This window comes from Arthrobacter sp. NyZ413 (genome assembly GCF_049390645.1).
GTDB lineage: Bacteria > Actinomycetota > Actinomycetes > Actinomycetales > Micrococcaceae > Arthrobacter.
In genome coordinates this window covers 4,150,843-4,165,872 of record NZ_CP155434.1, presented here as the reverse complement: position 1 = coordinate 4,165,872, position 15,030 = coordinate 4,150,843, and the positions used below count along the sequence as shown (strand labels likewise).

The following is a 15,030-nucleotide window of genomic DNA, read 5'->3' as shown; positions in this document are numbered from 1 at the left end:
CTTCCGGGACCCTCATTTTCCACACAAACCAGCAGTTCCCTTACAGAAAGAAACAACATCATGAAACTCCAAGTTGCCATCGACCTCCTGACCACCGAAGCTGCCCTCGAACTGGCCGGCAAGGTTGCCGAATACGTCGACATCATCGAACTGGGCACCCCGCTGATCAAGAGCGAAGGCCTCTCGGTCATCACCGCGGTCAAGAACGCCCACCCGGACAAGATCGTCTTCGCCGACCTGAAGACCATGGACGCCGGCGAACTCGAAGCCGACATCGCGTTCAAGGCCGGTGCCGACCTCGTGACCGTTCTGGGTACCGCTGACGACTCCACCATCGCCGGTGCTGTCAAGGCTGCCAAGGCCCACAACAAGGGCGTCGTCGTTGACCTCATCAGCGTCGAAGACAAGGTCACCCGCGCCAAGGAAGCCCGCACCCTCGGTGCGAAGTTCGTTGAGATGCACGCTGGCCTCGACGAGCAGGCCAAGCCCGGCTTCGACCTCAACGGCCTCCTGGCTGCCGGTGAAGAAGCTCGCGTTCCGTTCTCCGTCGCCGGTGGCGTGAAGGTTTCCACCATCGCCGCGGTTCAGCGCGCAGGTGCTGACGTCGCCGTCGTCGGTGGCGCCATCTACAGCGCTGCTGACCCCGCCCTGGCTGCCAAGGAACTCCGCGCCGCCATCGTCTAGTCCCCGGATTGACAACGGCGTCCCGCAGCTTCGAAGGCTGCGGGACGCCGTCTCCGGCGGAAGGAAAAGTCATGAATCAACGGACACTGGAATCGTCCAGTGGAAGCCGCCGATTCCCCGACCAACCGCCGGTCCGGGACTGGGCTTCCCTCGAGCGCCGGGATTGTGTTGAAGTCTGGTCCGCAGGTTCATTTCGATACATCGCTTACGTAGATGACCTCGCGGCCGACGGCCAACTGATCTGGGTCATCGAGAACGGCACAGGCAGCCGTCGCTTGTTTGTCCGTGACGATCCCGTCACCCTCTATTTGATCTAAAAGCTCTACCACCAGCAATAAGGGGACGGGGGCCCGAAATCCCTAGGAAGGAAACTGTTCACCATGCGTAGTCAGGTCACCGAACAATTGGAAGTTCGCGTCACTGAACCAAGTCGGCTTTACGAGTTGCTCGACGGTGCAGAGGCTATGCTGCGGCAAGCAGCAATGCCAGAACGGTATGCCGGCATCCTCGTCACCCGCCACGAGCCCGGGCGGTACACGCTCGCCCTCAGCAACACGGTCCCTTTCGGGGAGACCCGCGAGCAAATACTTTCGTGACCGTCGTTCGACGGCCGCATTGCTTGTCAGAGATAGAAGGCAACAATGTCTGTTACTTACCTTGATACGAGTGTGAGGCCCGGGCGGAATCCGCTCCGGGACGGCCGTGACCGCCGGCTCTCACGGGTTGCGGGACCATCATCTTTGGTGCTCTTCGGCATCACGGGAGACCTGGCTCAAAAGAAGCTCCTGCCAGCCGTGTACGACCTCGCCAACCGGGGATTGTTGCCCCCGAGCTTCGGTTTGGTCGGTTTCGCCAGGTCCAACCGGGAGGATGCGGACTTCCTCGCCGGGATCAAAGAGACCATCAAGGCTCATGCCCGCACTCCGTTCCGCGAATCGGTGTGGGAACAACTTTCCGAAGGCATCCGTTTCGTCCAAGGCGAGTTCGACGACGACGCCGCCTTTGAGCGGCTTGCGGCAACCCTCGCGGATCTGGACGAGCAACGCGGAACGCGGGGCAACCACGCGTTCTACCTCTCCATTCCCCCCAAGTCTTTTGAGCTCGTATGCCGCCAGCTTTCCAAGCACGGCCTTGCCCAGGCCGAAGGGGACAAGTGGCGGCGCATGGTCATTGAGAAGCCGTTCGGCCACAACCTCGATTCGGCCCGGCAGCTCAACCAGATCGTTGAATCGGTGTTTCCGCCCGATTCCGTCTTCCGGATCGACCACTACCTGGGCAAGGAAACCGTCCAGAACATCCTGGCCCTGCGTTTCGTGAACCAGTTGTTCGAGCCCCTCTGGAACGCCAAGCACGTTGACCACGTCCAGATCACCATGGCCGAAGACATCGGCACCGGCGGCCGTGCAGGGTATTACGACGGCGTCGGTGCGGCGCGGGACGTCATCCAAAACCACCTGTTGCAGTTGCTGGCACTGACCGCGATGGAAGAGCCCATCTCCTTTAATGCGGACGACCTGCGCGCCGAGAAGGAAAAGGTCCTCGCCGCCGTCGAACTCCCTGAAGACTTGTCCAGGCATTCGGCGCGCGGACAATTCGCCGGTGGTTGGCAAGGCGGCGAACTGGTCCAGGGCTACCTCGAGGAAGACGGCATTCCGGCCGGATCGACCACGGAAACCTACGCCGCGATCCGTCTGGACATCAATACCCGGCGCTGGGCCGGCGTTCCGTTCTACCTGCGGGCAGGCAAGCGCCTCGGGCGCCGCGTGACCGAAATCGCCGTCGTATTCAAGCGCGCGCCCAATCTGTTGTTCCGCAGCGACTTCGACGACGACTTCGGCCAGAACGCCGTGGTGATCAGGGTCCAACCCGACGAAGGCGCCACGATCCGCTTCAGCTCCAAAGTCCCGGGAACGCAGACTGAAGTCCGCGACGTGACCATGGACTTCGGCTACGGACATGCCTTCACCGAGTCCAGCCCGGAGGCCTATGAACGCCTCATCCTGGACGTCCTGTTGGGCGAACCGCCACTGTTTCCCCGCCACCAAGAGGTGGAGTTGTCCTGGAAAATCCTTGACCCGTTCGAAAACTATTGGGCGTCCCTACAGGAACAGCCCGAACCCTATGCCCCTGGAAGTTGGGGCCCCGCCTCCGCCGATGACCTGTTGGCCCGCGACGGACGAACATGGAGAAGGCCATGATCGTAGACCTGACAGCCACCACAACTGCCAAAATCGCCAAGAAGCTCATGACCCTGCGCGAGCAGGGTGGGGTGATTGCCTTGGGCAGGGTGCTTACCCTGGTGGTCATTACCAAATCCGGATTGGAAGAAGAGGCCATTGAGGCCGCCAACGAGGCCAGCCGCGAACACCCCTGCAGGGTGATCGTTCTGGCCGCGGGCTCCCCTGAGAAGGCGACCCGCCTTGATGCCCAGATCAGGGTGGGTGGCGACGCCGGTGCCTCCGAAGTGATCGTGCTGCGCGGTTATGGGGAACTCGCCGCGGAAAGCGAGTCGCTCGTCGCGGCCTTGTTGCTGCCCGACGCTCCGATCGTCGCTTGGTGGCCGCACGAGGCACCGCTCAACGCTTCCCAAACTTCGATTGGACGCATCGCCCACCGCCGGATCACGGATTCCGCCAACGAATCGGATCCGCAACGGGCCCTGGACAACCTCCGCCTGACGTATCGTGCAGGTGACACCGATATGGCGTGGACCCGGCTGACCAATTGGCGGATCCAGCTCGCGGCGGCGTTGGACCACCCGGACAGCTCGCCCATCACGTCCGTCGCCGTCGAAGGCGCTGCCGATTCTCCGAGCACCCTCCTGCTGGCCTCTTGGCTGCAGCGGGCCCTCAACGCCCCGGTCACCATCGTCGCGCACCCCGCGGGCACCGGGATCCGTGGCGTCAAGCTCTCCCGGGCCTCGGGCGACATCCAGCTGGTCCGGCCCGGCTCCACCGTGGCCGTCCTGACCCAGCCGGGGCAGCCCGCGCAGCGGATCTCCCTGCCCCGCCGGACACTGCAGGATTGCCTCGTGGAGGAACTGCGCCGCCTGGATCCCGACGACGTCTTCGGCGAGACCGTCCGCACCCTCGACGTGTCCAGGATGCGGCAGGAAAGCTACATTGCGTTCGCGGACGAAGCGCAGCCGCAACGTAGCCGCGACCATTTGGCCCTGGTAGCCGTTTAGTAGTACCACTGAGGCGGTAGATTGGCACTGATGCCCGACTCCCCAACCGGTCTGAAGGCCCCCAGGAAAGGAACACCAGGAACCATGGCCCATAAAGTACGTGCCGTTATTGCCCGGGAAAAGGACGCCCCGGTTTCGTTGGAGACCATTCTGGTGCCGGACCCCGGGCCGGGGGAGGCCTTGGTGGACATCCTGACTTGCGGGGTGTGCCACACCGACCTCCATTACAAGCAGGGCGGGATCGGCGACGACTTCCCCTACCTCCTGGGCCATGAGGCTACCGGCGTTGTCAGCGCCGTCGGCCCCGACGTCACGAACGTGGCCCCCGGCGATCGCGTGATCCTGAACTGGCGCGCCGTGTGCGGGCAGTGCCGCGCTTGTGCCAAGGGCCAGCCGCAGTACTGCTTCAACACTGCCAATGCGACGCAGAAAATGACCCTCGAGGACGGGACCGTGCTCTCTCCCGCCTTGGGCATTGGCGCCTTCGCCGAGAAGACGCTCGTGGCCGCCGGCCAGTGCACCAAGGTAGATCCCGACGTCGATGCTGCCGCCGTCGGCCTGCTCGGCTGCGGCGTGATGGCCGGCATCGGTGCCGCGATCAACACGGGTGAGGTCAAGCGCGGCGAATCCGTGGCCGTCATCGGTTGCGGTGGCGTGGGCATCGCCGCGATCGCGGGCGCCAAGCTCGCGGGAGCCACCACGATCATCGCTGTCGATATCGACGACAACAAGATCGAGATGGCGAAGTCGCTCGGCGCCACCCACGGCGTCAACTCCAAGGAAGAGGATGCGGTCGAGGCCGTCCGTGCGCTCACGGGCGGAAACGGCGCGGACGTGGTGATCGACGCCGTCGGACGCCCCGAAACCTATAAGCAGGCCTTCTACGCCCGCGACCTCGCCGGCCGCGTGGTCCTGGTGGGCGTCCCGACGCCTGCCATGAAGCTCGAGCTGCCCCTTCTGGACGTCTTCGGCCGGGGCGGCTCCCTGAAGTCCTCGTGGTACGGCGACTGCCTGCCTTCGCGCGACTTCCCCATGCTGGTCCAGCACTACAAGCAGGGCAACCTGGACCTGGATGCGTTCGTGTCCGAACGCATCACGATTGACCAAATTGAGGAGGCCTTCGACAAGATGCACGCTGGCAAAGTACTTCGTTCGGTGGTGGAGCTCTAATGGCTGTGACGATTGAAAACCTGATCACCTCCGGCACGTTCTCGCTCGACGGCGGAACCTGGGACGTGGACAACAACGTCTGGATCGTCGGCAACGACGACGAATGCGTGATCATCGACTCACCGCACGACGCCGCGGCGATCGTCAACCAGGTGCGTGGGCGGAAGGTCGTGGCCATCCTGCTCACCCACGCGCACAACGACCACATCGGTGCGGCCCGCGAAGTAGCCGACGCCGTCGGCGCCCCGATCTACCTGAACGCCGAGGACATGGTCCTGTGGAACCAGGTGTACCCGGACGCCGCGCCGGACCGGAACCACAACGACGGCGACGAATTCCAGGTAGGCGGCGCCACCCTCAAGGCAATCCACACGCCGGGACACTCCCCGGGCTCCACGTGCTTCTACCTGGAAAGCGAAGGAACGGTCTTCACCGGGGACACGCTGTTCAACGGCGGTCCGGGGGCGACTGGGCGGTCCTACAGTGACTACCCGACCATCCTGAGCTCCATTAGGGAACGGCTGTTGACCCTGCCGGCGGACACCGTCGTCCGCACAGGCCACGGCGACAACACCACCATTGGAGCCGAACAGGAAACGCTGGCGAAAGTTACCGAGTAGCCAGGGCCCCGACGAAGGCGCGCCAGGGATTGCCTGGCGCGCCTTCGTGGTGATCGAAACCAGCAGGAATTCAACGCTAAGGAATTGGAACAATGAAGTTCGGGAAACAGCCGGCCCCTATCGACGACATCAACGAAGACAAGCTTGAGGTCCACAAACCCAAGACCGAAGCCGCCGGGGTCAAAGCGGTCATGGTGGCACTCGAGCGTGCGGTGGCGCAGGCGGGTGTGTCCCGCACGGCGCAGTCGCTGCTGCGGCTGAACCAACGCGGCGGCTTCGACTGCCCGGGTTGTGCGTGGCCGGAATCGGACAAGAAACGCAAAGCGGCGGAATTCTGTGAAAACGGCGCCAAGGCTGTCGCCGAGGAAAACACGCTCCGGACCGTGGGTGCCGAGTTCTGGGCGAAGCATTCCATTGCCGAACTGTCCGAAAAGACCGAGTACTGGCTGGGCAACCAGGGCCGGCTGAGTGAACCTGTGGTCATCCGGGAAGGGGAGACGCACTATTCGCCGATCTCCTGGACGGATGCGTTCGAGCTCATCGGCGAACATGTCCGGGCCAGTACGCCCGAGCGCTGCGTCTTCTACACGTCCGGGCGCACGGCCAACGAGACCGCGTTCATGTACCAGTTGTTCGCACGGTCCGTGGGAACCAACAATCTTCCGGACTGCTCCAACATGTGCCACGAATCGTCCGGTTCCGCGTTGAACCCGACCATCGGCATCGGCAAGGGCACGGTGTCGCTGGATGACATCCACGACGCCGAGCTGATTTTCGTCGTCGGGCAGAACCCGGGAACCAACCATCCCCGCATGCTTTCCGCCCTGAAGGAATGCAAGGACAACGGCGGCAAAGTGGTGGCCGTCAACCCGCTCCCCGAGGCCGGGTTGTTCAACTTCCGCGACCCCCAGACGCTTTCCGGCGTCGTGGGCAACGGTACGCCGCTCGCCGACGAATACCTGCAGATCAAGGTGGGCGGAGATCTCGCCTTGTTCCAGGCCCTCGGCCACCTGCTCCTGGCGGCCGAGGACGAAAAGCCGGGCACCGTCGTCGACCGCTCCTTCATTGAGGCCCAAACCGACGGCTTCGAGGCCTACCGCGAAGCGCGCCGGGTCCTGGACTGGGAGGAAACCGAGAAGGCCACCGGCCTGTCCCGCAGCCAGATCGAAGACGTGGCAGGCATGCTGATCCGCTCCAAGGCGTCCATCTTCTGCTGGGCCTTGGGCGTGACGCAGCAGCCGCACTCCGTGGACACCATCAAGGAAATGGTCAATGTCCTGCTGCTGCAGGGCAACTTCGGCAAGCCGGGCGCGGGAGCATGCCCCGTGCGCGGTCACTCCAATGTCCAAGGCGACAGGACCATGGGCATCTGGGAGAAGCCCAAAGAGGCTCTGTTGGCCTCGATCGACGGCGAATTCGGCATCCATTCCCCGCGCGAGCACGGCTTCGACGCGGTCGAGTCGATGGAAGCATTCGAACGGGACGAGGTGGACGTCTTCGTTTCCATGGGCGGTAATTTCTCGCTCGCCTGCTCCGACACGGAGACCCTGGAGGCGGGAATGCAGCGGATCGGCCTCACCGTGCACATCTCCACCAAGCCCAACCGCTCGCACGTGGTGCACGGGCGGACCTCGCTGATCCTGCCCACGCTGGGCCGGACGGACAAGGACGACAAGCACCCTGGCGGCGCGCAGTTCCTGTCCGTCGAGGACTCAATGTCCGTGGTCCACTCCACCCAGGGCAGGCTGCAGCCGGTGTCCGAGCACTTGCTCGCCGAGCCCGTGATCGTGGCACGGATGGCCGAGGCCACGTTCGGTCCGGACCACCCCGTGGACTGGAAGGCCATGGCCGAGGATTACGACGTGATCCGCGACCACATTTCCCGGGTCCTGCCAGGCTTCGAGGACTTCAACGCCCGGGTGCGGACCAAGAACGGGTTCGTCCTGCCGAACCCGCCGCGCGACACCCGCTCCTTCGCCACGGACATTGGCCGCGGGCGCTTCACGGTCAGCCCGCTGGAGTACCTCACGCCGCCTCCCGGGCACCTTGTCCTGCAGACCATGCGCAGCCACGACCAGTACAACACCACGTTCTACGGCCTTGACGACCGCTACCGTGGCATCTCCGACGGCCGCCGGGTGATCCTGGTCCACCCTGAGGACCTCGCCGAGCAAGGCTTCAAGGACAGGGAACTCGTGGACGTCGTGAGCACCTTCCAGGGCAGCGACCGCAGGGCCGAGAAGTTCCGCCTGGTGGCCTACCCGACGGCGAAGGGGTGCGCGGCGGCATACTTCCCCGAAGCCAACGCCCTGGTCCACAAGGAGAACGTGGCACGCGTGTCCAACACTCCGGGCTTCAAAGCCATGTTCGTCCGTTTTGAGCCGCACGCAGGGGGCGCCGCAGAGGCAGCAGAGAAGGCTGCACTCGAGGACGCGGCTGTGTAGCTCCGGGTTTGTATTGCGCGAACGGCCCCGTCTCCGTTTGTCCGGAGGTGGGGCCGTTCTTTCCGGCTCTTACTTCAGGCGAGTCAGAACAACAGCGGCGCGAGTTGCACCGTCAATTCACGTCCCGCGTCCGCATGCTCATAGATCGCCGCGAATCGCTCAGACGGGCCGGAGAGGCACAACGCTGCGCCTACCGAGCCGTTTGGCATCCTTACGGGAAGGGCCAAGCTGGAGGAGCCCTGCTCCATTTCATTGACTTCCGAGGCTTCGCCGTTGAAGCGTATTTCTTCGAGTTGCTCTTCGAGTTTGGCACGGTTGGTGATGGTGTGCGCCGTGAGTTTCGCCAATTGCCCGCCTGGGAGTGAAGCGGACAAGTCGTCAAGCTCGGCGAGCATGAGTTTCCCGGCCGCCGAGGCATGCGGATACCGCAGCATTTCGTAGGCCGAGCGAAGGGGATAGTAAGGGTCCTCGTCGGCGATCCTGAGGGAAGCGTTCCGGAACATGAAAAGGTGCACCGTGAAGCGGTTTCCGCGGCGGAATTCCTCTATGACGGCGCGGGCAGCGGTAGGAACATTTGGCGGAGTCGCGGCCGTAATGAGGCCTGAAATGGCGTGGCCAAGGGCGAAACCGCGCAGGTCCGAGGTCCGGACCAGGTATTCATCGCCGACCAGCGCGTTCAGCATGCGGTAGGCGGTCGCCGGCGCCATCTGCAGGGTATCTGTGATTTCTTTCGCGGTGGTGCCCGTGCCGAACCGCGCCACGACCTCGAGGATCCTGAGCGGATTGGACACGGTGTTGGACCCCGCGTTAACGGGCCTGTAGGTCACGGAAGGGTCTTCCCTTGGTAGAGGTCCGATTCCCGGGTCTCGTCGTAGATACCCACCGAAGACAATCGCCCGGGTAAGCGGAGGCGAAGGATCAGGGCGTAAATGACGCTGGCCAGGAGCACGGCGGCGTATGCGAAGATCTGCATGCTGCCCGCACGGATGGACTCCGCTGTCGCTTCCCACAGCACCGCGCCGAGCGCCAAGGTGGTTGCCGCTCCGAGGATCCAGCTGCCAATCGTGGCTTCGCCTATTCGTCGCAGGAAGAAAGGCATGGAGGCGCTGGCAATGATGTAGGCGCCCAGGTACCCGAAGGAACCCAGCAGGAAGAGGGTCACGAGGCCCTGGGCGGGGCTGGCTCCGGAGATGATGACCACGATGGGGACGATGGTAACAACCGGCATGACGAACAGGATTGCCATCGACGGGGTCCTGAAGACGGGGTGCGTCCGGCCGACTACGCGCGGTGCCACTCCCTCGCGTCCCATGCAGAAGAAAATCCGGACAAGCGCGTTGACGGAGGCGATCGAGCATGCGAACCACGATGCCGCGATTCCCAGGTCAAGGACCGCGGCGAATACCGGGGACGTGTGGGCGAACAGGTCAGACAACGGAGTAGAGCTGGCGGCAATGCTCAAGGGCGCACCCGTGAGGGCGACATCCTGGGCGCTTGCCGAAAGAAGGTAGAGGACACCTGTAACAATCGGGGTCCACATGATGGCCCGAGGGACGCTGACGAAAGGCTTGTACGCCTCCCCGCCGAGCGTCGTCGGGCTTTCGAAACCGACAAAGGCGCTTACGGCCACCACGATTCCAATCCATAACGAATCAAAGTTACCGCTCCACGTGAACACACTCGTGAAGCTCACCTTCGGTGCGTTGAAGGCGAAGTAGACAATCATGAGAACGGTGATGACGCCGATCGAAATGGATTCGATCAGCAGGGTGAACCAGGCGGAAATCTGGATCCCCCTCACCATGAGAAGGCATGCGGCTCCCGCGGCGAGCAGGACAACGGGAACCATGACAACCCGGGGGTCCGCTAGGGGAACTCCCAGGTTGATGAACAGCTGGGCCACATAGGTGCCGACGACCAACAAGCTGGCCATGGCCACGAGGGCATATCCGAAGATAGCAGACCAGCCGACGGTAATTGCCGTTCGCGGCCCCAGTCCCTTGGCTGTGTAGCTGTAGAGCCCGCTGACGGCTGCCATGCGCTTGGCCATCGGCCTCAGGCTGAGGGAAACCAGCACCATGATCGCCATGGCCACCCCGAACGTCAGCACGAGGTTCGGGCCGGTGGACCCAAAGACAAGCGACGGAAAGACCAGCGCAGGTATGACGGTCATGGCGCCGGCGGGCGCAACGGCCGCAACGGCTTGCGCGAAGACCGGCAGGAAAGACAGTTTCCGACGGCGGAGGCCCTCCACCGGAGAACGGGGAGTGATAAAGCGATCACCGCGGCCTGACAATGCGAACCAACTTTCCCTATGACGGGCAGTCTCATCTTGCACATGAGGGGGACGCAAGTCATCGGCCCGAGATCCAGAACACTAGCATTTCCGAACTCGAAACGACAGTCTGAGACGCGCAACCAAATGTTTCCAACATGTTAACTGGGATGAGAATTTAGGGTGCTGAATTTCTCAGGAAAATATTCATAAAAGCCTCGCGTAAACGAATTCCCTCACGTAGTTTTGCTACATGAAAGGAACACAAGTGACCCGCATCACGTCGGTGAAGCTCGAAGTAGAGTTCCACTGAATCTCTAGGAATAGGGAAGCGCGGGAGTGCAAGTGATTCTTCCCCGGACCCGACCCGGGTTCCGGACGAACTTCTTTAGCGCAGTTTCGAAAGCATTAAATCCAAGCCGGGAGTGGCTGGGTCCAACAACCACCATCTCCCCGCTAAGCCGCACTCAGCGGCTTCAAGTCTTCTGCATCCGGCGTGAGAACCATGCCGTGGTGCCGGACCACTATCAGCAGGCCACGGGGTGCTGCTCGGCTTAGGCGGGACATGTCCAGCCTATTCAAGCCGATCTCCGGGACTCTTCGGCTGCCATGCCATGGACCTTTTTTGTCCTTTTTGTATCTAGCAAGGAGTTATTCATGACCATCGAAGAAACTGAAGCGGGTAGGGCTGTTGCGGGGGCTGGTGCCCGTCCGTTTGAGCAGTTGTCGCGTGATGAGTTGGCGCGGGTTGTTGGTGTGTTGAAGTCGGGGCCGGCGGCCGGGGAGAGTTTCCGGTTCAGTAGTGTGTCGTTGCATGAGCCGGGCAAGGCGGCGTTGCGGGCCGGTACTTACGCCCGTGAGGCCGAGGTGGTGTTGGTGGACCGTGCGACGAACCTGGCGTACGAGGCGGTGGTGGATGTGGCTTCGTCCACGATTACCCGGTGGGTGGAGTTGCCGGCCGGGACGCAGCCGCCGATCATGGCTGATGAGTTTGCCGAGTGCGAGGCCGCGGTGGTCGCGTCGCCGCTGGTGCGGGAGGCGCTGGCCAAGCGTGGCATCACGGACATGTCCCTGGTGTGTGCCGAGCCGTGGTCGATCGGGTACTGGGGTGAGGACCAGGGCGGCAAGCGGATCATGCGTGCGTTGATGTTCACCCGGTTGGAGCCGAACGATAACCCGTATGCGCATCCGATGGAGGACTTCACGGTCCTGGTTGATTTGAACAAGCAGGAGGTCATCGGTGTTGAGGATGACGGGTTCCTGCACGTGCCGATGGAGAAGAACAACTACCATCCGGATTTCGTGGGTCCGGCCCGGACGGATATCAAGCCGATCGAGATTTCCTTCCCGCAGGGCCGGAACTTCACGGTCGAGGGCAATCATGTGGAGTGGTTGAACTGGTCCTTTGATCTGGGCTTCACTCCGCGTGAGGGTCTGGTGCTGCACCAGGTCGGGTTCCGTGACAAGGGCGAGCTGCGTCCGATCCTGCACCGTGCGTCGCTGACGGAGATGGTGGTGCCGTATGGTCCGCCGAGCCGTTCGCAGCAGCAGAAGAACGCGTTCGATGCCGGGGAGTACAACTTCGGGTACATGACCAACTCGCTGGAGCTGGGGTGTGATTGCCTGGGTGATATCCAGTATTTCGACGCGAACCTGGTCGATTCGTTCGGCAAGCCGTACACGATCACGAACGCGATCTGCCTGCACGAGGAAGACGACGGGCTGGAGTGGAAGCACTGGGACTTCCGGACCAACGATGCCCAGACCCGGCGCGGTCGCAAGCTCGTGGTTTCGTTCGTGGTCACGGTGGCGAACTATGAGTACGCGTTCTACTGGACGCTGCACCTGGACGGCACGATCCAGTTCGAGATCAAGGCCACCGGCATCCTGTCCACCGGCGGCATCGCCCCGGGGGAGACCACGAAGTACGGGCAGTTGCTGAACACCGACGGGCTGTACGCGCCGATCCACGAGCACATCTTCAACGCCCGCCTGGACTGGGCGCTGGACGGGGACAAGAACTCGGTCTTCGAGGTCGAGACCGTCGCCGAGGACACCGATGACCCGATGGTCAGCCCGTTCTACGCCCGCCGGACCCTGCTGGAAACCGAGAAGGCCGCGGCCCGTGAAGCGGACCCGCTGGCCCACCGCTGGTGGATGGTGGCCAGTGAATCGCGCACGAACAAGGTCGGGGAAAACACCGCGTACCGGATCATGCCCACCGACCCGGTGCTGATGAAGAAGAAGCCGAACAACTGGGTCACCAAGCGGGCACCGTTCGCGACGAAGACGATCTGGGTGTCCAAGTACGAAGAGGGCGAGCGTTACCCGGCCGGGGAATACCCGAACCAGAGCGCGCTGCTGAGCAATGACGGGCTCCCGGCCTACATCGAGGCCGACGAATCGATCGTGAACGAGGACCTGGTGATGTGGCACTCCTTCGGCCTGAACCACGTGGTCCGGATCGAGGACTGGCCCGTGATGCCCAAGCAGATGACCGGGTTCTTCATCGAGCCCTACGGCTTCTTCGACGAAAACCCCACCCTGGATCTGCCCTCGGACAAAGCCGCCGAAGGCTCCCACTGCCTGAGCAGCCACGCCGACCACCAGCACGGGACCCAGGCATGAGCACCACCAGCCGCACCCCCGCCACCGGGACCAGCGCCGGGACCAGGGCGGCCAGGCCCGGGGCCAAGGCCGGGGCGCTGAAAGCGAACACCCTGGGCCTGTGGGACGTGGTGTTCATGGCCGTGGCGACCTCGGCCCCGATCACGGTCATGAGCGGCAACGTGCCGATCTCGGTCGGGTTCGGCGTGGGCACCGGGACCCCGGCAACCTACATCTGGGCCACCGTGATCCTGTCGGTCTTCGCGATCGCCTACGTCACGATGGCCCGCTACGTGACCTCCACGGCCGCGTTCTACGGGTTCATTTCCCGCGGCCTGGGACGCGTGTTCGGCCTCGGGACCGGGTACATGGTCACCTTCAGCTACATCGTCTTCGAAGCCAGCATCATCGGGATCTTCTCCTACTTCGGCCAACTGGCCTTCAAGGACCAGCTCGGCCTGGACATCAACTGGGTCGTGTTCGCCCTGGCCGGGCTGATCACGATCGGGGCCCTGAGCTACTTCGAGATCAGCATGGCCGCGAAAATCCTGACCCTGCTGCTGTTCACCGAGATCGCGATCCTGGCCATCATGGCCTTCGGCGTGCTCTTCCACGGCGGCGGCCCGGACGGGCTGATGCCCGAAACCCTGAACCCGGCCAACGTCTTCCTGCCCAACGGCCTGCAGGTCGCCGCACCCGGACTGGCGATGTTCATCGCGTTCTGGTCCTGGACCGGGTTCGAATCCACCGTGATGTACGGGGAGGAATCCAAAAACCCGCGCAAGATCATCCCGATCGCCACGATGATCGCCGTCACCGGCGTCGGCGTGTTCTACACCTTCGTCTCCTGGATGTCCGTCGCCGGCAACGGCGCCAAGACCGCGATCGCCCTGGCCCAAAGCGCGAACCCGCTGGACATGTTCTTCCACCCCACCAACGTGTTCGTCGGCCACGGCTGGGTCCTGGTCATGGAATGGCTCATGATGACCGGCTCCTTCGCCTGCGCCATGGCCTTCCACAACGCCGCAGCCCGCTACATGTACTCCCTCGGACGGGAAGGAGTCCTGCCCGGCATCCTCGGCAAAACCCACAAGAAACACGGATCCCCGCACATCGCCTCGTTCATCCAGACCGGCATCGCGATCCTGTGGATCCTGGGATTCTTCGCCCTCAACCAGGACCCCTACGCGGACCTGTTCACCATCCTGGCCGTCCTGGGAACCTTCTCCCTGCTCATCGTGCAAACCATCACCATGGCCGCCGTCTACAACTACTTCCGCCACCACCACCCGCACGAAAACCCCTGGCGCACCAAAGCCGCCCCGATACTCGGCGGAATCGGAATGGTCTGCGTCGTCATCATGATGATCACCAACCTCGACACCGCCGCCGGACCCGCAGCCTCCACCCTGCTCTTCAAACTCATCCCCTACATCACCGCCACACTCTTCCTCGCCGGCGTCGCCCAAGCCCTCTACCTACGCAAAACCAACCCCCTCAAATACGAAACCATCGGCCACGTCGCCATGGGCGAAGACGGCCAAGGACCCGTCCTGGACGAAGAAGACCCCGAACCCCTACGACCCATCCACCTCAACGACGTCCGGGAACTCGAAAACCAACACGTCACAGACGCCGAACTCGAAGAACTCGAAATGGAAAAGGAGCAGTCCTAGCAGTTGCAGGCCCTGGTGTTGCCTCCCGGCAGCATCAGGGCCTGTCCCTTTTAACATCGGTCCCACGCGTTAACGCCGGTCCCGCGCCCCGTCCTGTGCGGTGCTTGGGGCCTGCTGCGTTCCCGGGTGGGGCAGGAATGCCAGGCGTGGTGTGACAGGAGCTTCTGCGGCTGACGCAGGGCGCCTGAATGAATGCCTTTTCTGCCGGCAATGAGGGCTGGAGAGCGTTTCTCAAATGTTTCCAACATGTTAACTGGACTGGGAAAATAGCGCCCTGAATTTCTCAAGTAAATATCTAAAAAACGCTCGCCTAAATGAATTCCCTCACGTAGTTTTGCTACATCAAAGGAACGCAAGTGACCGGCAT

Annotated in this window: 12 protein-coding genes; 10 read left to right on the top strand and 2 right to left on the bottom strand. The window is 62.9% G+C overall.

Annotation, left to right across the window (positions count from 1 at the left end; translation table 11 throughout):
* The first annotated feature begins 60 nt into the window (after nucleotides 1-60).
* The 8 genes from hxlA (at nucleotide 61) to ABCW42_RS19385 (ending at nucleotide 8,105) form a co-directional block, all read left to right on the top strand.
* On the top strand, nucleotides 61-684 hold the full coding sequence (gene hxlA, locus ABCW42_RS19420) for a 3-hexulose-6-phosphate synthase (protein ID WP_133206952.1): 624 nt from the start codon (nucleotides 61-63) through the stop codon (nucleotides 682-684).
* 71 nt (nucleotides 685-755) lie between these two features.
* Nucleotides 756-1,001: a hypothetical protein gene (locus tag ABCW42_RS19415; RefSeq protein ID WP_133206951.1), complete on the top strand. Its 246-nt coding sequence runs from the start codon at nucleotides 756-758 to the stop codon at nucleotides 999-1,001.
* Between the two features lie 63 nt (nucleotides 1,002-1,064).
* Nucleotides 1,065-1,280 carry a hypothetical protein gene (locus ABCW42_RS19410; RefSeq protein ID WP_423182720.1) on the top strand — a complete coding sequence of 72 codons (216 nt, stop codon included), beginning with the start codon at nucleotides 1,065-1,067 and terminating at the stop codon, nucleotides 1,278-1,280.
* Between the two features lie 45 nt (nucleotides 1,281-1,325).
* On the top strand, nucleotides 1,326-2,882 hold the full coding sequence (zwf, locus tag ABCW42_RS19405; RefSeq protein WP_423182719.1) for a glucose-6-phosphate dehydrogenase: 1,557 nt from the start codon (nucleotides 1,326-1,328) through the stop codon (nucleotides 2,880-2,882).
* Nucleotides 2,879-3,871 (top strand): glucose-6-phosphate dehydrogenase assembly protein OpcA, encoded by a 993-nt coding sequence (locus tag ABCW42_RS19400; RefSeq protein WP_423182718.1) that lies wholly within the window; start codon nucleotides 2,879-2,881, stop codon nucleotides 3,869-3,871. The genes zwf and ABCW42_RS19400 overlap by 4 nt, the downstream gene beginning before the upstream one ends.
* 84 nt (nucleotides 3,872-3,955) lie before the next feature.
* Nucleotides 3,956-5,041 (top strand): S-(hydroxymethyl)mycothiol dehydrogenase, encoded by a 1,086-nt coding sequence (locus ABCW42_RS19395; RefSeq protein WP_423182717.1) that lies wholly within the window; start codon nucleotides 3,956-3,958, stop codon nucleotides 5,039-5,041.
* Complete coding sequence (locus tag ABCW42_RS19390; protein ID WP_133206946.1) at nucleotides 5,041-5,661, top strand: MBL fold metallo-hydrolase; 621 nt, start codon at nucleotides 5,041-5,043, stop codon at nucleotides 5,659-5,661. Before ABCW42_RS19395 ends, ABCW42_RS19390 begins: the two co-directional genes overlap by 1 nt.
* A 92-nt stretch (nucleotides 5,662-5,753) precedes the next feature.
* Entirely contained in the window at nucleotides 5,754-8,105 is a 2,352-nt protein-coding gene (locus tag ABCW42_RS19385) for an FdhF/YdeP family oxidoreductase (protein ID WP_423182716.1), read from the top strand.
* A gap of 83 nt (nucleotides 8,106-8,188) precedes the next feature.
* Here ABCW42_RS19385 and ABCW42_RS19380 read toward each other — a convergent pair whose 3' ends face one another.
* Both ABCW42_RS19380 and ABCW42_RS19375 read right to left on the bottom strand, forming a co-directional pair.
* Nucleotides 8,189-8,932 (bottom strand): IclR family transcriptional regulator, encoded by a 744-nt coding sequence (locus ABCW42_RS19380; RefSeq protein WP_423182715.1) that lies wholly within the window; start codon nucleotides 8,930-8,932, stop codon nucleotides 8,189-8,191.
* Nucleotides 8,929-10,359, bottom strand: a complete 1,431-nt coding sequence (locus tag ABCW42_RS19375) for an APC family permease (protein WP_423182714.1) — start codon at nucleotides 10,357-10,359, stop codon at nucleotides 8,929-8,931. The genes ABCW42_RS19380 and ABCW42_RS19375 overlap by 4 nt, the downstream gene beginning before the upstream one ends.
* Before the next feature lie 678 nt (nucleotides 10,360-11,037).
* Between ABCW42_RS19375 and ABCW42_RS19370 the strand changes: the two genes are divergently transcribed.
* Entirely contained in the window at nucleotides 11,038-13,008 is a 1,971-nt protein-coding gene (locus ABCW42_RS19370; protein ID WP_423182713.1) for a primary-amine oxidase, read from the top strand.
* Nucleotides 13,005-14,663, top strand: coding sequence for an APC family permease (locus tag ABCW42_RS19365; protein ID WP_423182712.1), 1,659 nt, complete (start codon nucleotides 13,005-13,007; stop codon nucleotides 14,661-14,663). The genes ABCW42_RS19370 and ABCW42_RS19365 overlap by 4 nt, the downstream gene beginning before the upstream one ends.
* Nucleotides 14,664-15,030 lie beyond the last annotated feature (367 nt).

Coding starts and splice junctions, on each gene's coding strand:
- hxlA (WP_133206952.1), top strand. CDS start 61: ATGAAACTCCAAGTTGCCATCGACCTCCTGACCACCGAAGCTGCCCTC.
- ABCW42_RS19415 (WP_133206951.1), top strand. CDS start 756: ATGAATCAACGGACACTGGAATCGTCCAGTGGAAGCCGCCGATTCCCC.
- ABCW42_RS19410 (WP_423182720.1), top strand. CDS start 1,065: ATGCGTAGTCAGGTCACCGAACAATTGGAAGTTCGCGTCACTGAACCA.
- zwf (WP_423182719.1), top strand. CDS start 1,326: ATGTCTGTTACTTACCTTGATACGAGTGTGAGGCCCGGGCGGAATCCG.
- ABCW42_RS19400 (WP_423182718.1), top strand. CDS start 2,879: ATGATCGTAGACCTGACAGCCACCACAACTGCCAAAATCGCCAAGAAG.
- ABCW42_RS19395 (WP_423182717.1), top strand. CDS start 3,956: ATGGCCCATAAAGTACGTGCCGTTATTGCCCGGGAAAAGGACGCCCCG.
- ABCW42_RS19390 (WP_133206946.1), top strand. CDS start 5,041: ATGGCTGTGACGATTGAAAACCTGATCACCTCCGGCACGTTCTCGCTC.
- ABCW42_RS19385 (WP_423182716.1), top strand. CDS start 5,754: ATGAAGTTCGGGAAACAGCCGGCCCCTATCGACGACATCAACGAAGAC.
- ABCW42_RS19370 (WP_423182713.1), top strand. CDS start 11,038: ATGACCATCGAAGAAACTGAAGCGGGTAGGGCTGTTGCGGGGGCTGGT.
- ABCW42_RS19365 (WP_423182712.1), top strand. CDS start 13,005: ATGAGCACCACCAGCCGCACCCCCGCCACCGGGACCAGCGCCGGGACC.